The 19,998-nt window shown below is 72.4% G+C and carries 21 protein-coding genes; 12 read left to right on the top strand and 9 right to left on the bottom strand.

What is annotated here, in order from left to right:
- Positions 1-71: 71 nt before the first annotated feature.
- The 3 genes from IE177_RS31185 (at position 72) to IE177_RS31175 (ending at position 2,903) form a co-directional block, all read left to right on the top strand.
- A complete protein-coding gene (locus tag IE177_RS31185) occupies positions 72-692 on the top strand; it encodes an L-threonylcarbamoyladenylate synthase (RefSeq protein WP_190018817.1) in 621 nt (206 codons plus the stop codon).
- Positions 693-795: 103 nt separating this feature from the next.
- Positions 796-1,551, top strand: a complete 756-nt coding sequence (locus IE177_RS31180) for a dienelactone hydrolase family protein (protein ID WP_190018816.1) — start codon at positions 796-798, stop codon at positions 1,549-1,551.
- Between the two features lie 152 nt (positions 1,552-1,703).
- Positions 1,704-2,903: a glycoside hydrolase family 64 protein gene (locus tag IE177_RS31175; protein WP_190018815.1), complete on the top strand. Its 1,200-nt coding sequence runs from the start codon at positions 1,704-1,706 to the stop codon at positions 2,901-2,903.
- A 73-nt stretch (positions 2,904-2,976) separates the two neighbouring features.
- Here the strand turns inward: IE177_RS31175 and IE177_RS31170 are convergent, their stop codons facing one another.
- Entirely contained in the window at positions 2,977-5,292 is a 2,316-nt protein-coding gene (locus IE177_RS31170) for a M4 family metallopeptidase (RefSeq protein ID WP_229816352.1), read from the bottom strand.
- A gap of 345 nt (positions 5,293-5,637) precedes the next feature.
- Positions 5,638-5,925: a DUF1905 domain-containing protein gene (locus IE177_RS31165; protein WP_190018813.1), complete on the bottom strand. Its 288-nt coding sequence runs from the start codon at positions 5,923-5,925 to the stop codon at positions 5,638-5,640.
- A gap of 153 nt (positions 5,926-6,078) precedes the next feature.
- On the opposite strand from IE177_RS31165, the gene IE177_RS31160 reads away from it, so the two are divergent.
- Positions 6,079-7,614 carry a metallophosphoesterase family protein gene (locus IE177_RS31160; protein ID WP_190018812.1) on the top strand — a complete coding sequence of 512 codons (1,536 nt, stop codon included), beginning with the start codon at positions 6,079-6,081 and terminating at the stop codon, positions 7,612-7,614.
- On the opposite strand, the gene IE177_RS31155 is transcribed toward IE177_RS31160, so the two are convergent.
- Positions 7,586-8,578: a TauD/TfdA dioxygenase family protein gene (locus IE177_RS31155; protein ID WP_190018811.1), complete on the bottom strand. Its 993-nt coding sequence runs from the start codon at positions 8,576-8,578 to the stop codon at positions 7,586-7,588. The two genes, IE177_RS31160 and IE177_RS31155, sit on opposite strands and share 29 nt — an antisense overlap.
- A 160-nt stretch (positions 8,579-8,738) precedes the next feature.
- Here IE177_RS31155 and IE177_RS31150 point away from each other — a divergent pair, with 160 nt between their 5' ends.
- Positions 8,739-9,350 carry a DNA polymerase ligase N-terminal domain-containing protein gene (locus IE177_RS31150; protein ID WP_190018810.1) on the top strand — a complete coding sequence of 204 codons (612 nt, stop codon included), beginning with the start codon at positions 8,739-8,741 and terminating at the stop codon, positions 9,348-9,350.
- A 102-nt stretch (positions 9,351-9,452) separates the two neighbouring features.
- Here IE177_RS31150 and IE177_RS31145 read toward each other — a convergent pair whose 3' ends face one another.
- The gene (locus IE177_RS31145; protein ID WP_190018809.1) at positions 9,453-9,920 is read right to left on the bottom strand and encodes a peroxiredoxin; all 468 of its coding nucleotides are present in this window, start codon (positions 9,918-9,920) and stop codon (positions 9,453-9,455) included.
- Entirely contained in the window at positions 9,917-10,297 is a 381-nt protein-coding gene (locus IE177_RS31140; RefSeq protein ID WP_190018808.1) for a DoxX family protein, read from the bottom strand. The genes IE177_RS31145 and IE177_RS31140 overlap by 4 nt, the downstream gene beginning before the upstream one ends.
- Positions 10,298-10,526: 229 nt before the next feature.
- On the opposite strand from IE177_RS31140, the gene IE177_RS31135 reads away from it, so the two are divergent.
- From IE177_RS31135 to hemC, 3 genes are read left to right on the top strand one after another with little or no spacing between them, the layout of a single operon-like run.
- On the top strand, positions 10,527-10,943 hold the full coding sequence (locus tag IE177_RS31135) for a hypothetical protein (protein WP_190018807.1): 417 nt from the start codon (positions 10,527-10,529) through the stop codon (positions 10,941-10,943).
- Between the two features lie 5 nt (positions 10,944-10,948).
- The gene (locus IE177_RS31130) at positions 10,949-11,926 is read left to right on the top strand and encodes an ATP-dependent DNA ligase (protein ID WP_229816351.1); all 978 of its coding nucleotides are present in this window, start codon (positions 10,949-10,951) and stop codon (positions 11,924-11,926) included.
- Between the two features lie 48 nt (positions 11,927-11,974).
- Positions 11,975-12,910: a hydroxymethylbilane synthase gene (hemC, locus tag IE177_RS31125; RefSeq protein ID WP_190018806.1), complete on the top strand. Its 936-nt coding sequence runs from the start codon at positions 11,975-11,977 to the stop codon at positions 12,908-12,910.
- A gap of 25 nt (positions 12,911-12,935) precedes the next feature.
- Here the strand turns inward: hemC and IE177_RS31120 are convergent, their stop codons facing one another.
- On the bottom strand, positions 12,936-13,460 hold the full coding sequence (locus IE177_RS31120; RefSeq protein WP_190018805.1) for a hypothetical protein: 525 nt from the start codon (positions 13,458-13,460) through the stop codon (positions 12,936-12,938).
- A 401-nt stretch (positions 13,461-13,861) separates the two neighbouring features.
- On the opposite strand from IE177_RS31120, the gene IE177_RS31115 reads away from it, so the two are divergent.
- A complete protein-coding gene (locus tag IE177_RS31115; RefSeq protein WP_190018804.1) occupies positions 13,862-14,665 on the top strand; it encodes an RNA polymerase sigma factor SigF in 804 nt (267 codons plus the stop codon).
- 37 nt (positions 14,666-14,702) lie between these two features.
- Here IE177_RS31115 and IE177_RS31110 read toward each other — a convergent pair whose 3' ends face one another.
- Complete coding sequence (locus IE177_RS31110; RefSeq protein ID WP_190018803.1) at positions 14,703-15,017, bottom strand: ANTAR domain-containing protein; 315 nt, start codon at positions 15,015-15,017, stop codon at positions 14,703-14,705.
- A gap of 129 nt (positions 15,018-15,146) precedes the next feature.
- On the opposite strand from IE177_RS31110, the gene IE177_RS31105 reads away from it, so the two are divergent.
- On the top strand, positions 15,147-15,971 hold the full coding sequence (locus tag IE177_RS31105) for a VOC family protein (protein ID WP_190018802.1): 825 nt from the start codon (positions 15,147-15,149) through the stop codon (positions 15,969-15,971).
- On the opposite strand, the gene glgX is transcribed toward IE177_RS31105, so the two are convergent.
- The gene (gene glgX, locus IE177_RS31100; protein WP_229816346.1) at positions 15,949-18,213 is read right to left on the bottom strand and encodes a glycogen debranching protein GlgX; all 2,265 of its coding nucleotides are present in this window, start codon (positions 18,211-18,213) and stop codon (positions 15,949-15,951) included. The two genes, IE177_RS31105 and glgX, sit on opposite strands and share 23 nt — an antisense overlap.
- Complete coding sequence (locus tag IE177_RS31095; protein WP_190018801.1) at positions 18,210-18,722, bottom strand: pep a2; 513 nt, start codon at positions 18,720-18,722, stop codon at positions 18,210-18,212. Before IE177_RS31095 ends, glgX begins: the two co-directional genes overlap by 4 nt.
- Positions 18,723-19,025: 303 nt before the next feature.
- On the opposite strand from IE177_RS31095, the gene IE177_RS31090 reads away from it, so the two are divergent.
- Together IE177_RS31090 and IE177_RS31085 are read left to right on the top strand one after the other, a co-directional pair.
- The gene (locus IE177_RS31090; protein ID WP_190018800.1) at positions 19,026-19,325 is read left to right on the top strand and encodes a DUF5133 domain-containing protein; all 300 of its coding nucleotides are present in this window, start codon (positions 19,026-19,028) and stop codon (positions 19,323-19,325) included.
- 109 nt (positions 19,326-19,434) lie between these two features.
- Positions 19,435-19,998, top strand: a 564-nt coding sequence (locus IE177_RS31085) for a maltotransferase domain-containing protein (protein ID WP_190018799.1), incomplete at its 3' end; no start/stop codon positions are given.

Below are 19,998 nucleotides of genomic sequence, written 5' to 3'. Positions count from 1 at the left end.
CGGATCGGCTCCTCCACGGCCGCTCGCCGGTCCTGCGCGTGCCACGGCCGGTGACCGAATAAGCTCGTCGGATGGCGAAGTACTTCGACGTGCACCCTGAGAACCCGCAGTCGCGCAGCATCGGCCAGATCGCCGACGCGGTGCGCTCGGGAGCGCTCATCGCGTATCCGACCGACTCCTGCTACGCGCTGGGCTGCCAGATCGGCAGCCGGGACGGCATGGACCGGATCCGTTCCATCCGCCATCTGGACGACCGGCACCATTTCACGCTGATGTGCCGGGACTTCGCGCAGCTCGGCCAGTTCGTACGGGTGGACAACGACGTGTTCCGCGCGGTGAAGGCCGCCACACCCGGAAGTTACACCTTCATCCTCCCGGCCACCCGCGAGGTGCCGCGCAAGCTGATGCACCCCAGGAAGAAGACCGTGGGTGTGCGCATCCCCGACCACGTCGTCACGCAGGCACTGCTGGCCGAACTGGACGAGCCGCTGCTGTCCAGCACGCTGCTGCTGCCGGACGAGGAGGAGCCGATGACCCAGGGCTGGGAGATCAAGGACCGGCTCGACCACGTGGTGGACGCCGTGGTCGACTCCGGCGACTGCGGCACGGAGCCGACGACGGTGGTCGACTTCTCCGGCGGCGAGGCGGAGATCGTCCGGCGCGGGGCCGGGGACACCGCACGCTTCGAGTGACGGGCAGGCCGCCGCGGTCGTGTGGATCTTGCGTGGCAGCATGAGGCGTGCGCGCGGGGCCGGGTCCCTGCCGCCGCCGCCGATCCACCAGGAGGCTCGCAGCATGACCGACGTACAGGGAACCGACGTCGACATCCCGACCGCGGACGGCATCGCCGACGCCTATGCCGCCCATCCCGCCGACGGGCTCCCGCGGCCGGGGGTCCTGCTCTACCAGGACGCGTACGGGCTGCGCCCGCAGCTGCGGGCGATGGCCGACCGGCTCGCGTCCGCCGGCTACACGGTGCTGGTGCCGAACGTCTTCTACCGGCACGGCCGCAGCCCGATCGGGAAGGTTCCCGAGTTCATCGATCCGTCGGCCGATCCCGCCATCTGGAAGCGGATCGGCCCGGTCATGGCCTCCCTCACCCCGGACCTGACCCGGCGTGACGCGGACGCCTACCTGGACTGGTTCGCCGGCAGTCCGCCGGCCGCCGACGGGCCGGTGGCGCTGACGGGTTACTGCATGGGCGCCCGGCTCGCCCTGCGGACGGCGGCCACCCACGCGGACCGGGTCGCGGCCGCGGCCGGGTTCCACGGCGGGCGGCTCGCCACCGACGCCCCCGACAGCCCCCACCTGGGCGCCGGGCGCATCACCGCTGAGCTGTACTTCGGCCACGCCGACCAGGACCCGTCCATGCCCGAGGAGCAGATCAGGCGTCTGACGGATTCGCTCACCGCCGCCGGCGTACGGCACACCTCCGAGGTCTATCCGGGGGCGCGGCACGGGTACACGCAGGCGGACACCCCCGCCTACGACCCGGTGGCCGACGAGCGGCACTGGGCGGCCCTGCTGGCCCTGCTGGAACGCGCCTTCTGACCTTCGCGGCGGGCGACCTCCCCGTCTCGGACGCCCGCCGAATCCTGTCCGAAACGTTGACATGCACGCGCTTGGCCGTAACTCTGAGAGCGCTCTCAGAGAGGTACGGACCAATTTCCCCGTACCACCCCGACCCCACACGGAGGTGGAGAGTGCCTCATCGGCATGCACGCACGGCGCTGCCCTACGCGGCCGCGGCGGCCCTGGTCGGCGGACTGCTCGCGTTCGGCGCGACGGACCGCGCCGACGCCGCCGTCCCGGACACCATCCCGCTGAAGATCACCAACAACTCGGGGCGCTCCGACGCCGTCTACATCTACGACCTCGGCACCCAGCTGTCCTCGGGACGACAGGGCTGGGCCGACGCGGGCGGCGGCTTCCACGCCTGGCCGGCCGGCGGCAACCCCCCGACGCCGGCCCCGGACGCCGCGATCACCGGTCCGGCCCCCGGGCAGTCGAAGACGATCCGGATACCCAAGTTCTCCGGCCGGATCTACTTCTCCTACGGCCAGAAACTCGACTTCCGGCTGACCACCGGCGGCCTGGTGCAGCCGGCCGTGCAGAACCCCTCCGATCCCAACCGGAACATCCTGTTCAACTGGTCGGAGTACACGCTGAACGACTCCGGGCTGTGGCTCAACAGCACCCAGGTGGACATGTTCTCGGCACCGTACGCGGTCGGTGTGCAGCGCGCGGACGGCGGCGTGAGCACCACCGGGCACCTGAGGTCCGGCGGCTACAACGCGGTGTTCAGCGCGTTGCGCGGACAGCCGGGCGGCTGGTCGGGGCTGGTCCAGACCCGCTCCGACGGCACCGTCCTGCGTGCGCTCTCCCCGCTCTACGGGGTGGAGACCGGCGCCCTGCCGGCGAGCGTGATGGACGACTACGTCAACCGGGTGTGGCAGAAGTACTCGACGTCGACCCTGACCGTCACGCCCTTCGCCGACCAGCCGAACACCAAGTACTACGGGCGGGTGTCGGGGAACGCCATGAACTTCACCAACTCCTCCGGCGCGGTGGTCACCAGTTTCCAGAAGCCGGACGCCGCCAGCATCTTCGGCTGTCACAAGCTGCTGGACGCGCCCAACGACAACGTGCGCGGGCCCATCTCCCGCACCCTGTGCGCCGGATTCAACCGCTCGACGCTGCTGAGCAACCCCAGCCAGCCCGACACCTCGGCGGCGAACTTCTACAAGGACGGCGTGACCAACCACTACGCGCGCGCCGTCCACGCCCAGATGGCCGACGGCAAGGCGTACGCGTTCGCCTTCGACGACGTCGGCAACCAGGAGTCGCTGGTCCACGACGGCGGACCGCAGCAGGCGTACCTGACGCTCGATCCGCTGAGCTGACGCTCCGCGCGCACACGAGGAAGGTCCCGCACCCGGACGGTGTCCGGGTGCGGGACCTTTCAGTTCACGCGGTTCAGCCGGTCGTCAGGGCGGTGTCGTCCACGACGAAGCTGGTCTGCAGGGAGGAGTCCTCCACGCCGTTGAACTTCAGCGTGACCGTCTGGCCCGCCAGCGAGGACAGGTCGAAGGACTTCTGGCTGTAGCCGGAGGCCGCGTTGGCGTTCGAGTAGGTGGCCAGGGTCTTCGATCCGGCGGTCACCGTCAGCTTGTCGTAGGCGGTGCTGCCGCTCTCCGACGTGTCGATGTGCAGGTAGAAGGTCAGGGTCGCCTTGCAGCCCGCGGGGATCGTCACCGACTGGGACAGGGTGTCGGTGTGCGAGGAGCCGTAGCCGTCCAGCCACGCCTTGTACGAGCCGCCGTGCGAGGCCTCACCGCTGTCGGTGGTGATGACGCCGCTCGTCGACGTCCAGCCGGTGCTGCCCGACTCGAAGCCCGGGTTGGCCAGCAGCTGGGAGGAGGAGCAGCCGCCGCCGGTGGTGCTGACCGTCCAGCCGAAGGTCGTGGTGCCGGTCGCGCCGGTGGAGTCCTTCACCGTCACCGTGGTGCTGGAGGTGCCCGCGGTGGTGGGCGTGCCGGAGATCAGACCGGTCGAGCTGTTGATCGACAGGCCGGCCGGCAGACCGGTGGCGCTGTAGGTCAGCGCACCGCTGTTGGTGCTGCTCGCCTGGATCTGCAGGCTCACGGCCGTACCGACGGTCGCGGACTGGCTGCCCGGGTTGGTGACCGTGACGCCGCTGCTCGGCGGGTTGATGTGGCCGCCGACGTTGATGCCGGCGAACGCGTTGCCCACCCCGGCGTACTCGGCGGAGTTGGTGCCGTAGAGCGCCGCGGCCGCGTTCAGGGCGGCGGTGCGGGCACCTGCGTAGTTGGTGCTCGACGTCATGTACGTCGTCAGCGCCTTGTACCAGATCTGCAGCGCCTTGGCGCGGCCGATGCCGGCGACGGCGACGCCGTCGGAGGTCGGGCTGTTGTAGGTCACACCGTTGATGACCTTGGTGCCGCTGCCCTCGGACAGCAGGTAGAACATGTGGTTGGCGGGACCCGACGAGTAGTGCACGTCGAGGTTGCCGACACCGGAGTACCAGCTGTCGGCGGAGCCGCCGTCCTTGCTGGGCTTGTCCATGTAGCGCAGCGGGGAGCCGTCGCCGTTGATGTCGATCTTCTCGCCGATGAGGTAGTCGCCGACGTCGGAGGAGTTGTTGGCGTAGAACTCCACACCGGTGCCGAAGATGTCGGACGTCGCCTCGTTCAGGCCGCCCGACTCACCGCTGTAGTCCAGGCCGGCGGTGTTGGAGGTGACGCCGTGGCTCATCTCGTGGCCGGCGACGTCCAGCGAGGTCAGCGCGTGGGTGTTGGACGTGCCGTCGCCGTAGGTCATGCAGAAGCAGCTGTCGTCCCAGAAGGCGTTGACGTAGCCGCTGCTGTAGTGGACCCGGCTGTAGGCGGCGACACCGTCGTTGCGGATGCCGCTGCGGCCGAAGGTGTTCTTGTAGAAGTCCCAGGTCTCCTGCGCGCCGTACGCGGCGTCGGCGCCGGCGGTCTGGGTGTTGGAGCCGGTCCCGTCGCCCCAGACGTCGTCCGCGTCGGTCATCAGGGTGCCGGTGCCCGAGGTGCCCCGGTTGAGGTTGTACGTCTTGTGGCCGCCGCGCGAGGTGTCGTTCAGCTGGTACGTCGAACCCGACAGCGAGGTCGTCAGGCTGACGGTGCCGCTGTACTGGGTCTTGCCCGTACCGGTCTGGACGGCCTGGTAGCGGTGCAGCTCCTTGCCGGTGGTGGCGTCGGTGACGACGTGGAGCCGGCTCGGCGTGCCGTCCTCCTGGAGGCCGCCGATCACGGTCTCCCAGGCGAGCCTGGGGGTGCCGTCGCCCGCCCAGATCACCTTGCGGGCGCTGTCGGTGGTGGGCTTCTTCGCGTCGAGGGCCTTCGCGGCCTTCAGGGCCTTGGTCTCGGCGGCGGACTTGGCGAAGGCCGCGGTGGTGGAGGCGACCTTGATGGTGTGCTTGTTGTTGAAGGTCGTGCTCACCGTGCCCTTGGCCACGGAGGCCGGCGGGGTGTGCACCACGAGGTCGCCGCCGAGGACCGGGAGTCCGGCGTAGGTGCGCTCGTAACGGGTGTGCACGGTGCCGTCGTTGTCCTTGACGACGTCCTTGACGACCAGCTTCTCCTTCGCGCCGAGCCCGAGGGTGCGGGCGGTCGCGGCGGTCTTCTGCTCGGCGTTCTTGATCAGCGCCTTGTGCTGGGCCGGGCTGAGCCTGGCCTCCAGGGCGCCGGTGTGCAGGGGGCCGGGGTGCGGAGCGGCCGGCTTGGCGACCGCGGGGACCGCCTGCATGCCGAGGGCGAGGAAGGCGGCGGTGGAGACCAGGGCGGCTCCGACCGTGGCCCGCTTGCGACCTCCGTGGGGAGAAGGTCTGTGGGGAGATCTCACTCGTACTCCTCCTGCTGCGGCCGCTGGGTGGCGGCCGGTGAGGGACCGGGCGGACGGGTCTGCCGCCCGGGCGCGCTGAGCTGTGCGGGGACCGTGATCCGTGCACACACCAGTGGGGTGCGCGCTGGGTGGAGGATTCCAGCTTTGACTCGCTCATGTCAGCGACGTCGACGGCATTCAAGGGTTTTCCCTATGCCCCGGCCAGGACCGGGAAAGCCCCAGGTACGGCGCCTTCCGCAACGCCGCGCCTCACAGTCGGACGGCCATCTCCACCCGCACGTCGTCGCCCTCCGACAGGCCCTGCGATGCGCGCACCGCCTTCTTCAGCGGCAGCAGGTACCCGCCGTCCCGGGGGAAGAGCGAGGTGGCGAAGGCGGTGCCGCCGATCCGGGCCCGGACGGGGACCACCCCCCAGCCGTACGTGGCCATGGCCGCCACCTCGCGGATGCCGGCGGCCTCCGGCTCCGGTACGGCGACGAAGTAGTACGGCGACGGTCCACGCCACTCGATCACACGTCCGGTGAAGGCGAGTTCCACGGATCCGCTCCGTCCCGGAGGGGCCGTCCCTCGGGGCCGGCCACGACACGCTCAGCCTATCGCCGCGAACGCCCCCTGCCCACAAGGGGCTTGGGTACCGGTGAGCCCGCGTCCCGCGCCTGACCGGCAGGCTCGTTTGTTACGGTGCACCGCGTGTCTGACTCCTCGCGCGATACCGCACAGGGCGCCGGCTGGGGCGCGGCCGAACGCGGCACCTACCGGCAGCTGATGCCGGACCACGTCGAGAAGCTGTCGTGGCTGAACCCGCGGATACTGTGGGCCGCGCGCAACGGCGTCCTGGCGTCCTGGTTCGGCGACCCGACCGGCCGCACCCGCAGCCGCTGGGTCGCGCGGCGCCGGGCGGCGGGCGCACCCGCCGACAAGGTGATCCGGCGCGAGGTCCCGGACCGGTTCTCCTTCATGGTCATGGGGGACACCGGCGAGGGCGGCGCCTCCCAGTACGCCGTCGTACCGGGCTTCCTGAAGGCGGGTCAGGGCACCGAGTTCGCGGTGATCGCGAGCGACGTCAACTATCCGGTGGGCAGCGCCGACGGCTACGGCGCCAAGTTCTTCCGGCCGTACCGGGCCTACCCCGCCCCGATCTACGCGATCCCCGGCAACCACGACTGGTACGAGGACCTCGGTGCCTTCATGCGCGTCTTCTGCGACGGCACCCCGGCCCCCGAACCCGGCCCCCCGCCCCGCCCGCTCACCTCCGCCTGGTGGCGCGCCCTGCTGTGGCACCGGCCGGTGCCCGTGGACGAGCGGCGTCTGGCCGCGGCACGCGCGCTGCGCGCGGAGTCCGCCCAGCAGGCCGAGCAGCCCGGCCCGTACTGGGCCATCGACGCGGGGCCGGTCCGGATCGTCGGCATCGACACCGGTCTGCTGGGCACCATCGACGCCGAACAGGGCGCCTGGCTGCGCGAGGTGTCACGAGGACCGAAACCGAAGATCCTCATCACCGGGTCGCCGCTGTACGTCGACGGGGAGCACCACCCCTGCGCCATCGAGGGCGGCGGCACCGTGGACGACGTCGTACGGGCTCCCGAGCACCACTACGTGGCCGCGATCGGCGGCGACATCCACAACTACCAGCGGTACCCGGTCGAAGTGGACGGCCGCACGATCCAGTACGTGGTCGCGGGCGGTGGCGGGGCGTTCATGCACGCCACGCACACCATCCCCCGCGTGTCGGTCGCGGGCGTCACCGAGCGGGAGTTCCGCTGCTATCCGCTGCGCGGCGACTCCCTGGCCTTCTACAGCCGTCTGTACGGCCGCCGGCTGCGGCTGCGGCGCTTCTTCACCCTGACCGAGTCCGAGGCGACCGCGGTCGTCGCCGAACGCCTCGGCATCGAGCCGGGCCGGGCGCCGGGCGCCGGCGCCCGGGTCACCCCGCGCACCCGGCAGGTCGCCGGCCTGCTGGGCACCGGCAGCCGGCCGGGGCGCGCCTCCCGGTTCCGGCTGCCGGTGCGCAAGGTCTACACCCGGCTGTTCTCGCCGTCCTCCGCCACCTACAGCCCGCCCTTCTTCAAGTGCTTCCTGCGGCTGGACGTCACCCCGGAGGCGGTCCGGATGCGCTGCTTCGCCGCGACCGGCAACCGTGCGCAGGAGATCGACCCGCCGGTCGAGGACGAGGTCGTGATCCCGCTGCGCCCGGCGTTCACCAGCGGCCCGGCTCCGTCCCCGTGACCGGTTCGGACGGCCTGCCGTCCACGCCCACGGGCACGTCCCCGGCGAGCATCACCCGGTGCATGGTCCGGGGGAAGCCGAGGTGGGCGTTGTCACCGGGAGCGAGGTGCACGGTGGCCCGGTTGTCCCAGAAGGCGACGCTGCCGGGCTCCCAGCGGAAGCGGACCGTGTACTCGGGGCGGACCGCCTGCTCCAGCAGCATCTCCAGCAGGGCGGCGCTCTCCGGGCGGGAGACGCCGGCGATCTGTTCCAGGTAGTAGCCGTTGACGAACAGCACCCGCTCGCCCGTCTCCGGGTGGACCCGCACCAGGGGGTGCACGGAGGCGACCTGATGGTCCAGCAGGTGGCGGACGTAGGCGTCGTCGCCGGGCCGTGGCTGGTAGCCGACGCCGAGCCGGTGTTCGGCGCGCAGCCCGTCCACGAAGGCGCGCACCGGCGCGGACAGACCGGCGTAGGCGGCGGCCAGGTTGGCCCAGGTGGTGTCGCCGCCGTAGGGCGGGACGGTCTCGGCGCGCAGGACGGTCGCGGCCGGCGGGTCGATCCGGGCGCCGTGGTCGCAGTGCCAGCCGCGCAGCAGGGTGTGCCGGCGTCGGCGCAGCCACTCCTCGTGCTCCATGCCGAACCGGCCGTTCAGTTCCAGCCGGTCGGCGGTGGTCTCCACCTCGGGGAAGGCGGCCGGTGAGGCGCTGCCGCGCCGGCCGGGGACGACCGGCTCGCCGAAGCGGCGGGCGAAGGCGACGTGCGCGGCGTGGCCGAGGTTCTGGTTCCGGAAGAACACCACCTTCCAGCGCAGCACGGTCCGCCGGATCAGGGCCACCACGGCGTCGTCGAGCGGTCCGGCGAGGTCGACGCCCGTGATCTCGGCTCCGATGTGCCCGGCGGCCGGCCGCACCTCCACACCCTCGACCCGCTCCGTCCCGTCCGCCTCGCCCGCCTCGTCCGCGGTGGCCCTGTGCGTCGTCATGCGCGCTCCGATGCTCGTCCGAACCGGCTCCGGACAGATCGTGGCACCTCGGCCCCGCGCGGTGAACTCCCGCGCGGCCGTGTCCCCCCGCGGCACGGGGGAACGGCTCGCCGGCGGGTACTCGGGGTGCGTCGTACGGTCGCTGGGAAAGGAGCCGCACGTGGCATCGGACGACCGGTTGGGGACGTACCGCGGCAGGCGTGACTTCGGACGGACCCGCGAGCCGTCGGGGCAGGCGGTCCGGACGGGGGGCGGGGCGCCGCGCTTCGTGGTGCAGATCCACGACGCACGCCGCATGCACTTCGACTTCCGGCTCCAGGCCGGCGACGTCCTGAAGTCCTGGTCCGTACCCAAGGGGCCGTCCACCGACCCCGGGGACAAGCGGCTGGCCGTTCCGACGGAGGACCATCCGCTGGACTACGAGGACTTCGAGGGCGTCATCCCGCAGGGTGAGTACGGCGGCGGTACCGTGATCGTGTGGGACCGCGGCACCTACGAGCCGCTGAGCCACGACCGCCGGGGGCGCCCGGTGGACTTCGCCAAGTCGCTGGAGGGCGGGCACGCCACCTTCCGGCTGCACGGCACGAAGCTGCGCGGCGAGTACGCGCTGACCCGCTTCCGCGACGGTGCGGACGGGGAGGAGGCCTGGCTGCTGGTACGCAAGGGTCCGGCACGTGCGGACGGGCACGGGACCCCGGATCCCCGGCGGGCCCGTTCGGTGCGCACCGGCCGCACCCTCGCCCAGGTCGCGGCGGCCGGCGCCGGGAAGTGACCGACGGCGGCCCGGCGCCGGCCGGCTGTGCTCCGGCGTCCGCCGGTGCGCCGTCGGCGGACGCTCCGGCCGTCCCGGTGCGCCGGGCGGCGCCGGCCGGGGTCAGCCCTGCCGGGCGCGCAGGACGGACAGCGCCCGGTCGGCGTGGGTGTTCATGCGCAGTTCGCTGCGCACCACCTCCAGGACCGTGCGGTCCTCGTCGATGACGAAGGTGACCCGCCTGGTCGGGGCGAGGGTGAAGCCCCGCTTGACCCCGAACCGCTCGCGCACCGTCCCGTCCGGGTCCGACAGCAGCGGCATGCCGAGGGTGTGCCGGCCTGCGAACTCCTGCTGGCGTTCGACGCTGTCGCCGCTGATGCCGACCGGGCGGGCGCCCACGGCGGCGAACTCCGCGGCGAGATCGCGGAAGTGACACGCCTCCGCGGTGCAGCCGGCCGTCAGGGCGGCGGGGTAGAAGAACAGCACGACCGGGCCGTCGGCCAGCAGCTCGCTGAGGCGGCGGACGGTGCCGGTCTCGTCGGGCAGGGCGAAGTCCTCGACCGTGTCCCCGGTGCGGACGCGCTCCGTCACGACCGTCCCTCCGCGGTCCGGGCCACCCCGCGCGCCCACAGCACCAGGGGCACCTGCAGGGGCAGCCGGGCCAGGGCCGCGTTGCGCTGGGGGGCGGAACGGTGCCGCCAGTCGACGGCCATCTTCACGTTGGCGGGGAACACGCCGACGAAGAACGCGGCGGCCGCCCGGGCTGCCACGGGGCGCGTCCGGCGCGCGGCGACCCCGGCCGCCAGGGCCAGTTCCACGACTCCGCTGCCGTACGTCCAGGCCCTGGGCGAACCGGGCAGGGTCCGCGGAACGAGGTGGTCGAACTGGCGGGGTGCGGCGAAGTGGGCGATCCCGGCCGTGGCCAGCAGGCCGGCGAGCAGTAGGGGTGAGCGTTCGGACCGGGGCACGGTTCCTCCTCTGGTGACCTGCCGCCGGATATTACTCGACGGTAGTGGCGGGCCGGCAGCTGCCGCCCGGCGCCGGCGCGCTCCGGGCGTCCGGCGCTCGGCGCGGGCCGGCCGTCCGGGGCCGGCCAGAGTCCGGCGATCGCGTCGGCGAGCCCCGTGGCGGCCTCGCTCCGGGTGGCGCGCGGGGTCGGGGTGCCCTCGGCGAGCGCCCGCTCCGCTCTGCGCAGGTGTGCAGGATCAGCAGCCGGACCGTCCGGCCCCGTTCGGCACGGACGGCCGGGGGCACCTCCGGGAGGGTGCGGTCGAGCCCCACGAGGGCCTGCCGCAGCGCCGGCGAGGCCAGACACGGCCCATCGGCGCCTCGGTGGCCGGCGCGGTCGCCGGCGTGATCCTGGCGCAGATGACGGTCGGCCTCGGCGGCCACGCGCTGCCCGTCGCAGCACGGCTTCGAGGTCGCGGCGACGGCTTCGAGGTCGTCCCGGCCCGCAGCGACGGCTTCGAGGTCGTCCCGGCCCGCGGCGCGGGCGCGGCCGCCCTCGCCTTCCTGCTCGCCTCGTTCCTCCCCCGCCATCGCCCGGCCGTTCAGGGGAACCGGCGGCGAAAGGCGCGTGAGGGCGCCGGGAGCGGTCGAGACCTTCAGCCGTGACAGCCGTGACCCTGCCTCTCATCCCGCCGATGCTCGCCACCCCCGGCCGGCTGCCGCCCGCCGCCCAGGACGAGCGGTGGGCGTACGAGACCAAGCAGGACGGCCAGCGGGTGATGGCCTACCTGGCCGGTGACGGGAGCGTGCTGCTGCGCGCCCGCTCGGGCGAGGACATCACCGGCGCCTATCCCGAACTCCGGCCGCTCGGCGGCGCCCTGGGCACCACGCCCGCGGTGCTGGACGGCGAGGTGCTGGCCCTGGACGCGCGGGGCCGGGCCGATTTCCAGCTGTTGCAGAGCCGTATGGGGCTCACCCACGCCCCCGCGCGCGCCGCCCGCCGGGCCGCCCAGGTGCCGGTGCACCTGGTGCTGTTCGACATCCCGTACCTGGGCGAACCCCTGGTGCGGCTGCCGTACCTGCGCCGGCGGGCGCGGCTGGAGAAGCTGGGCCTGGCCGGGTCCCACTGGTCGACGCCGCGCGCGGTGACCGGGCACGGCGCCGAGGCGCTGGCGGCGACCCGCGAGCACGGCCTGGAGGGCCTGGTCTGCAAGCGGCTGGACTCGGTGTACGAGCCGGGGGTGCGCTCCCGCGCCTGGGTCAAGATCCGGAACATGCGGGCGGAGGACGTGATCGTCGGCGGCTGGCTGCCCGGCAGGGGCCGGCTGACCGGGCTGCCCGGCGCGGTACTGGCCGGTCAGCGCGCGGGCGGCCGGCTGCGGTACGTCGGCGGGGTCGGCACCGGCTGGAGCGAGGCGGAGCGGACCGAGCTGGCCGGGCTGCTGCGGGCCATCGCGAGCGACCGGTGCCCGTTCGATCCCGTCCCGCGTGTCGCCGGCGCCCAGTGGGTGCTGCCCCGGCTGGTGGGCGAGGTCGCCTACAGCACCCGTACGCGGTCCGGGATGCTGCGCCAGCCGTCCTGGCTGCGGCTGCGCCCGGACCTCACCCCCGAGGAGTCTGCGGCGGACGTGCCGGAGGGCTTCGGCTAGCCGCGGACGGGCCGGGGCCATGCGGCCGCAGGGTCTATCGTGTCCCCCATGTCTGTGCCGGAACTCATCCGTATCGTCTCCCGCGACTCGCCCATGGCTCTGGCCCAAGTGGAGCGCGTCCGAGCCGAGTTGGCCGTACTGCACCCGGGCGTGCGGACCGAGGTCGTACCGGTGCGGACCACCGGCGACAAGTGGCTCGGCGATCTGTCGAAGGTCGAGGGCAAGGGGGCGTTCACCAAGGAGGTGGACGCCGCCCTGCTGGCCGGGGAGGCGGATCTCGCGGTGCACTGCGTCAAGGACGTGCCCGCCGACCGGCCGCTGCCCGCCGGGACGGTGTTCGCCGCGTTCCTGAAGCGGGACGACATCCGGGACGCGCTGGTGCACCCGGGCGGGCTGACCCTGGACGAACTGCCGTCGGGCACCCGGATCGGCACCTCCTCGGTACGCCGCGCCGCCCAGCTGGCCGCCACCCACCCGAGGCTGGAGTGCGTGCCGTTCCGCGGCAACGCCAACCGCCGGCTGGAGAAGCTGGCCGCCGGGGAGGCGGACGCGCTGCTGCTGGCGGTGTCCGGTCTGGAGCGGATCGGCCGGACGGACGTGATCAGCGAGGTGCTGTCCCCGGAGACGATGATGCCGCCGATCGGCGCGGGCGTCCTCGCCCTGCAGTGCCGGCAGGACGACGCCGACCTGATCGACGCGGTCAGCGGGCTCGGCGACCCGGACACCCACCGTGAGGCGACCGCCGAACGGATGTTCCTGCACGTGCTGCAGGGACACTGCAACAGCCCCATCGCGGGTTACGCGCACGTGGACCGCAGCGGCGAACTCTCGCTGCGGGCCTGCGTCTTCACCCCGGACGGCAAGATCCGGCTGAACGCCCACGAGTGGGCGGGCCGGCTCGATCCGGCCACTCTCGGCACCTCGGTCGCGGTGGCGCTGCTGCGGCAGGGCGCACGGGAGATCATCGACGGCATCCCGCACTGACCCCGCGACCCCGCCGCCGCTCGCGTCAGGCGGTACCGGGCTCCGTCTGGTCCTTCAGGAAGGCACTGACCTGGTGGGCCAGGCTGCCCTGACCGGTGCCCGCGGGAGCGGCCGCGGGGGCCGCCTCCAGGAGGCCGATGCCGCCCGCCCACAGCCGCCGGTCGGCCCACTCCTCGTCGACGCGCAGCTGCACCTGCACGTCCACATGGGCGAGGGCGGCCTCGGGCGCGGCGGCGTAGAGCACGGCGGTGGCCCGGCGCAGCGGATAGACGTCGAAGCCCTCGATGAACTGGGAACTGCGCCAGTCGATGAAGGCGCCCTCGCCGTCGGGGCCGACCCGGACGTCGATCTGACCGTCCTCCAGATGGATGCCGTAGTGGCGGGTGCCGCGGTTCTCGACCGTCACCCGGACACTGAAGTACGTCAGCCCGGCGGCGGCGTCGTCGCGTCCACGCGGGGGCTCGGCCGCTTCCAGGCGGTGGACGCGGACGCGCAGACCGGCATGCTCGTCGTACTCCTGCCAGTCCCCGACCACGTTCGGCTCGTACACAGTGCCCCTCTCGACTTTCGAGCTGCTGTCTATCTGTGCGCCGAGCGCACTGTCAAATGAGCGGAATGCGCTGTGGCCAGGGAATTCACCCGCTTTGATCGGTGATCAAGCGCTGCGCAGGAAGAATCCCTCCACATCCGCCTCCGGCAGCAGACGGCGCGTGCCGCACATCACGTCACCTCAAGATCAGCGGGCATCACGACCGAGCCGATCGGTATGATCCTATATGTCCGCGATTGTTTTGATATGCCACGAGCGGGAAGGTGAACGGGAGTGCTTCGGAGAGGAGGCACGTCCGTGGGAGCCGGCGCCGCCGGACACCCCGGTGTGTCCCGTCCAGAGTCCGAGTGCACCTCCCACGGTGTCTGTCCACCCAGCACCTGCTGAGAGAGGTGCGCACGATGCGTGTCACCGGCAGCACGAAGCCCCACCCCCACGACGACGCCCCCGACACCAGAGAGTCCTTCGAGCGGCTGGCCAAGCTGCCCGACGGTCCTGACCGCCGGGCGCTGCGCGACGAGCTGGTCCGGCTGTGGCTGCCCATGGCGGAGCGGATCGCGGTGCGTTTCCGCGGCCGCGGGGAGGCGCTGGAGGATCTCTACCAGGTGGCCGCGCTGGGCCTGGTCAAGGCCGTGGACCACTACGACCCCGAGCGCGGCCGCGCCTTCGAGGCCTACGCCGTGCCCACGATCACCGGTGGGATCAAGCGGCACTTCCGCGACCACATGTGGACCCTGCACGTGCCCCGCCGGGTGCAGGACCTGCGCAACCGGGTCCGCACCGCGACGAAGGAGCTGGCGCAGACGACGTCGGGGCGGGCGCCCACCGTGGCCGAGATCGCCGCGTACACGCGCCTCAGCGAGGACGAGGTGCGCACCGGCATGGAGGCGCTGGAGTGCTTCTCGGCGCTGTCGCTGGACGCGGAGGTGGCCGGTACGGACGGTTACGCCCTCGGCGACTCCCTCGGCGCCCCCGATCCCGGCTACGACCTGGTGGTGGACCGGGCGGCGGTCAAGCCCTGCCTGGAGGCGCTGCCCGAGCGCGAGCGCACCATCCTCTACCTGCGGTTCTTCCGCGGGATGACGCAGAGCCGCATCGCGCAGCAGCTCGGCATCTCGCAGATGCACGTCTCGCGACTGCTCAGCGGCTGCTTCGACCGGCTGCGCGACGAGCTGCTCGCCGAGGCCCGCGCGGAACTCCGCTGAACGCCGCCTCCGGCGCCGCGGCCGGCGTCCAGGGGCGTCACTCCCGCGCGGCCTCCGGCACCTGCGTGGGACCGTACCGGTCCAGAGCCTCCTCCAGCCGGGCGCGGACGTCCTCGGGGATCTCGCCCCGGCGGCCCCAGATGAGGATCAGCTCCGCGATGTTGCGCAGCTTGATGTTGGTGTGCTGGGAGACCTCCTTGAGGATCTCCCACCCCTGTTCGGGGGTCACCCGGCCGAGCGCCACGATCATCCCGATCGCCTGGTCGACGACCGCGTGGGACACCATGGCCTGCTTCAACTGGTCGACCTGCGCCTGCAGCTCGGCGATCCGCTCCGGTTCGCTCGCTCCCATGCTCCCATCGTGCGCGGGCGGCCTGCCCCCCTGCCACCCGGGGTACTCGGCAGGCGTCCGATCCCCCTCCCGTTGGACACTGATGCACAAGCGGTGGCCGCCGGGCCCCGAGAGCAGGACGCGACTGCCATGAACCACGAGACCCCCGTCAGCGACGCGGCGAACGGCAAGGCGCCGAGGCGCAGAGACGTCGTCTCCACCCACTCCGTCTTCGGTGCCCCGTGCTGGGTCAGCCTGACCAGCCGCGACCTGGAGGCCACGCAGAACTTCTACTCGGCCGTCTTCGGCTGGCGCTGGCGCGGCGCCAAACTCGGCGAGCACTTCCGGATCGCCCTGGCGGACGGGGTGCCGGTGGCCGGGATCGCCGCCGTGGCCGCCATGTGGCAGATGGCTGTGGCGTGGACCCCGTACTTCGCCGTGCCGGACGCCGACGTGGCGGTGGCCCGGGCACGGGAACGCGGCGGTACGGCAGCGGTCGGCCCGCTGTCCTTCCCGCCCGGCCGGGCCGCGCTGCTCGCCGACCGGGACGGGGCCACCTTCGGCATCTGGCAGGGCGAGCTGGTCTCCAACTGGGAGGCCTGGCGGCGGGCCACTCCGGCCTTCATCCGGCTGCACACCCGTGACGCCTTCGACGCCGCGCTGTTCTACGGCGAGATCCTCGACTGGGCGTCCGGGGTACCGGGCTGCTGCGAGGTCCGGTACGAGGGCGGCGAGGTGGTGCTGCGCAGCCAGGGCGACGCGGTCGCGCGCATCGACTCGGGCGCGGTGGAGGCGGCGCCGGACCCTTCGGTACGGCCGCACTGGCAGATCCACTTCGCGGTGTCCGACGTGCCGGGCTGCGCCCGGGCGGCGGAGAAGCACGGGGGCAGCGTGCTGCAGGAGGACGAGACGGAGGCGATCCTGCGGGACCCGGACGGGGCGCAGTTCACGGTCACCTCGCACCGCGCTCCCTGAGCCGGACGGTCCCGCTCCGGGCGGGGCGCCCACGGCCGGTGCCCGCCCCTCCGGCGGCCGCCGCCCGGCCCGCGGTCCGGCCCGCCGTCCGGGATCTCCGGTTCGCCGCCTGAGAGGGGCGCGACAGCAGGATCAGGCTCCGCGCCTCCACGCGGAGCCTCGTGCCGGCCTTGTGTTCGCGTTCGTCCGGGACGCCCTCCGGGTCGGCCGTGTCGATCAGGGTGGTCCAGCGCTCGCCGAAGGAGGCCTCGGGCAGCCGGAAGCCGACCGGCTCCCAGTAGCCGTTGACGAGCAGCAGGAAGGAGTCGTCGGTCATGCGGCGTCCGTAGGAGTCGCGCTCGGCGATGGCGTCGCCGTTGAGGAACGCGCCGACCGAGTGCGCGTCGCCGCGGTGCCAGTCCCGGTCGGTCATCTCGCGGGCGTCGGGCCGCAGCCACATCAGGTCGGGCAGCGGCTGGCTGGCCCTGGTGACGGTCTCACCCCGGAAGAAGCGCCGGCGGCGCAGCACCGGGTGCGCGGCGCGCAGGGCGATCAGGCGCCGGGTGAAGTCCGTGAGAGCGCGCTGCTCGTCGGCCAGGTCCCAGTCCACCCAGGAGATCTCGTTGTCCTGGCAGTAGGCGTTGTTGTTGCCGCGCTGGGTGCGGCCGAGTTCGTCGCCGTGGCAGAGCATCGGGATGCCCTGCGAGAGCAGCAGCGTGGCCAGCAGGTTGCGCTGCTGGCGGGCCCGCAGTTCGAGGACGGCCGGGTCGTCGGTGTCGCCCTCCGCCCCGCAGTTCCAGGACCGGTTGTGGCCCTCCCCGTCCCGGTTCTCCTCGCCGTTGGCCTCGTTGCGCTTGTCGTTGTACGACACGAGGTCGCGCAGCGTGAAACCGTCGTGCGCGGTGACGAAGTTGACGCTGGCCCGCGGTCTGCGCCGGCTGTGCTGGTAGAGGTCGGAGGAGCCGGTCAGCCGGGAGGCGAACTCGCCGAGCGAGCCGGGCTCGGCACGCCAGAAGTCACGTACGGCGTCCCGGTACTTGCCGTTCCACTCCGACCACAGCGGCGGGAAGTTGCCCACCTGGTAGCCGCCCTCGCCCACGTCCCAGGGTTCGGCGATGAGCTTGACGCGGCTGATCACCGGGTCCTGCTGGATCAGGTCGAAGAAGGCCGACAACCGGTCCACCTCGTGGAACTGCCGGGCCAGAGTCGCCGCGAGGTCGAAGCGGAAGCCGTCGACGTGCATCTCGGTGACCCAGTACCGCAGCGAGTCCATGATGAGCTGGAGCACGTAGGGGTGCCGCATCAGGAGGCTGTTGCCGGTGCCCGTGGTGTCGTAGTAGTGCGCCCAGTCGCCGTCGACCAGTCGGTAGTAGGAGGCGTTGTCGATGCCCCGGAAGGACAGGGTGGGGCCCTTCTCGTTGCCCTCGGCGGTGTGGTTGTAGACCACGTCGAGGATGACTTCGAGGCCGGCCGCGTGCAGCGCCTTCACCATCGCCTTGAACTCGTTGACCTGCTCACCCCGGGTGCCGAAGGCGGCGTAGGCGTTGTGCGGGGCGAAGAAGCCGATGGTGCTGTAGCCCCAGTAGTTGGACAGGCCGCGGTCCCGCAGGATCCCGTCCTGGGCGAACTGGTGGACCGGCATCAGCTCCACCGCGGTGACGCCGAGCGAGGTCAGGTGCCCGGTCACCGCGGGATGGGCGAGGCCCGCGTAGGTGCCGCGCAGCCGCTCGGGGACGTCCGGGTGGGCGCGGGTCAGCCCGCGCACGTGCGCCTCGTAGATCACCGAGTCCGCGTACGGCTTCCGCGGTGGGCGGTCGCCGCCCCAGTCGAAGAACGGATCGGTGACCACGCCGAGCATGGTGTGCCCACCGCTGTCGGCCGGGGAGGGGCCGTCGGGGGTGCGCTCGTACAGCGAGGCGTGGTTGTCGATCTGGCCGTCCACCGCGCGGGCGTAGGGGTCGAGCAGCAGTTTCGCCGGGTTGCACCGGTGGCCGAGCGCGGGCTGCCAGGGGCCGTGCACCCGGTAGCCGTACCGCTGCCCGGGGCCGATGCCCGGCAGGTAGCAGTGCCAGACGAACGCGTCGACCTCGTGCAGCGGGACGGGGGTCTCGGTGCCGGCGTCGTCGACGAGGATCAGCTCCACACGCTCCGCGACCTCGCTGAACAGGGCGAAGTTGGTGCCCTGTCCGTCGAACGCGGCACCCAGCGGGTAGGGGTGCCCGCTCCACACGGACACCCCTTCACGGGCCTTGCGGGCGGTCACCGGTTGCCCTCCAGGGCGTCGGCACCGGCGGGCGCCCGGGCGGCCAGCAGGGCCACGGGCTCGTCGCGCGGCACCTTCAGGTCCGTGCGCAGGGTCGGTTCGGGGGCGACGGGCACCAGTGGGACGCGCTCGCCCGCGCGGGCCCGCTGCGAGAACCAGATGATCTTGCTGCCGGTCTCCGAGGCACAGCATCCCCAGCCGTCGCTCATCGCGGCGATGTCGGCCAGGCAGGCCCGCAGGTCCTGGTCGGGGCGCAGATCGGGGTCGTCGTCGCCGAAGGCGGTGATCAGGTGCTGGCCGTTCCACCACATCTCGATGGAGGTGCGCTTGTCGGTGGCGTGCTCGTCGATCGCCCGCAGCAGCAGTTCGGCGCCGCGGCAGACGGGGGCCTCGAGGCTCTCGAGGTCCCAGTAGCGGAGGTGGGCGGCCAGGATGCGGCTGACCTGTCCCACCCGTTCCGGGCTGACTTCCACGTCGAGGTGGTAGTAGCAGGGCACTGCGGTCTTCATCGTCGCTTGCTCCTCACCGGCGAAGCTCTCGCTCCCCTCGCCCCGTCCGGGAGGGATCCCGGACACACAGCGTGAGCGTTCATCGCTCCTGAGTCACTTCCACAGTGAGGGCACTACGCCATTCGTGCAACACGAGCACCCGACACCCGCAATCGTTGAAGGTCCAACAAGACGTTGCGTGTTCGCGCGTGCACCATAAGTGAAAGCCTCGATCGCCGTAACGGTGCCGTGCCTCCCCGCGCACGGACATCACCCGACCGTCGGGAACGCGCCCAGTCGAGAGCGTGGAAGGTGAAGAGGGCGATGCTGCTACCCGCCAAGGCCGAAGTGGCCCGGCAGTTGCGGCGTTACCGGGCGTGGGAGCGCGTGATGCTCGCCTCGCCCCACGACCGCACGGTCCGGGCCACCTTCGAGGACTCGGGGTACACGCTGTGCGTTCTGATGGGCAAGCGCTGCGCTCGCGAGGCCGCTGACGCCGCCGAGCGCTATCTGCGCACCAGCCTGGTCAGCTACCTGCGCGAGCAGGACGGACGGCCGCAACCGCGCCGGGCGGCCAGAAGAGCGCCGCCACCGGAGCGGCGTTCCACAGCGCCGAGCTCCTGACCTGGCACCGTACAAGGCGTTCCCCCACCGGACCGATCAGGAGTCGGTCCGTCACTCGGATCGCGAAGCCGGGCGGTGCCCGGCTTCGCGCACGGCGGAGGTGAAACACATGCGCAGGACCCCGGCGATCGGCCGTGTACCGGTTCGTGACGTCCGGCCGGCCGTGGAGTGCGGCAGGCGCCCGGCGAAGGCGGTGGCCGGGGAGACCTTCGAGGTCACCGCCACCGTGTTCCGCGAAGGGCACGACGTCGTCGGCGCCAATGTGGTCCTGCGCGATCCCAGGGGCCGCCGCGGCCCGTGGACACCGATGCGGGAGCTGTCTCCCGGCAGCGACCGCTGGGGCGCTGAGGTCACGCCGGACGTGACGGGCCGTTGGACCTTCCGGGTCGAGGCGTGGAGCCATCCGCTGGCGTCCTGGCGGCACACCGCGGCCGTCAAGGTGCCGGCCGGGATCGACACAGGTCTGGTGCTGGAGGAGGGCGCGGAGCTGTACGAGCGCGCGGCTGCCGGGGTGCCCAAGGGCCCGGACCGGAACCTGGTGTCGGCCGCCGCGCTCGCCCTCGGCGACGACTCCCTGTCGGTGCACGACCGCCTGAAGGCGGCGCTGGCGCCCGGGGTGGAGGCGGTGCTGGCCCGGTATCCGCTGCGGGAGCTGGTGACCTCTTCCGACGCG

The organism is Streptomyces lucensis JCM 4490 (assembly GCF_014650035.1).
In the GTDB taxonomy this organism is placed as follows: Bacteria; Actinomycetota; Actinomycetes; order Streptomycetales; family Streptomycetaceae; genus Streptomyces; species Streptomyces lucensis.
This window is presented reverse-complemented; position numbering and strand designations above follow the sequence as displayed.

Bases quoted from the DNA above. Each gene is read 5' to 3' on its own strand.
- IE177_RS31170 (WP_229816352.1), bottom strand. From the start codon at position 5,292: ATGCAGGCGGTCCCCGCGGTCGCCAAGCCGGCCGCTCCGCACCCCGGC.
- IE177_RS31185 (WP_190018817.1), top strand. From the start codon at position 72: ATGGCGAAGTACTTCGACGTGCACCCTGAGAACCCGCAGTCGCGCAGC.
- hemC (WP_190018806.1), top strand. From the start codon at position 11,975: ATGTCTGTGCCGGAACTCATCCGTATCGTCTCCCGCGACTCGCCCATG.
- IE177_RS31180 (WP_190018816.1), top strand. From the start codon at position 796: ATGACCGACGTACAGGGAACCGACGTCGACATCCCGACCGCGGACGGC.
- IE177_RS31110 (WP_190018803.1), bottom strand. From the start codon at position 15,017: ATGGGAGCGAGCGAACCGGAGCGGATCGCCGAGCTGCAGGCGCAGGTC.
- IE177_RS31105 (WP_190018802.1), top strand. From the start codon at position 15,147: ATGAACCACGAGACCCCCGTCAGCGACGCGGCGAACGGCAAGGCGCCG.
- IE177_RS31115 (WP_190018804.1), top strand. From the start codon at position 13,862: ATGCGTGTCACCGGCAGCACGAAGCCCCACCCCCACGACGACGCCCCC.
- IE177_RS31155 (WP_190018811.1), bottom strand. From the start codon at position 8,578: ATGACGACGCACAGGGCCACCGCGGACGAGGCGGGCGAGGCGGACGGG.
- IE177_RS31090 (WP_190018800.1), top strand. From the start codon at position 19,026: ATGCTGCTACCCGCCAAGGCCGAAGTGGCCCGGCAGTTGCGGCGTTAC.
- IE177_RS31095 (WP_190018801.1), bottom strand. From the start codon at position 18,722: ATGAAGACCGCAGTGCCCTGCTACTACCACCTCGACGTGGAAGTCAGC.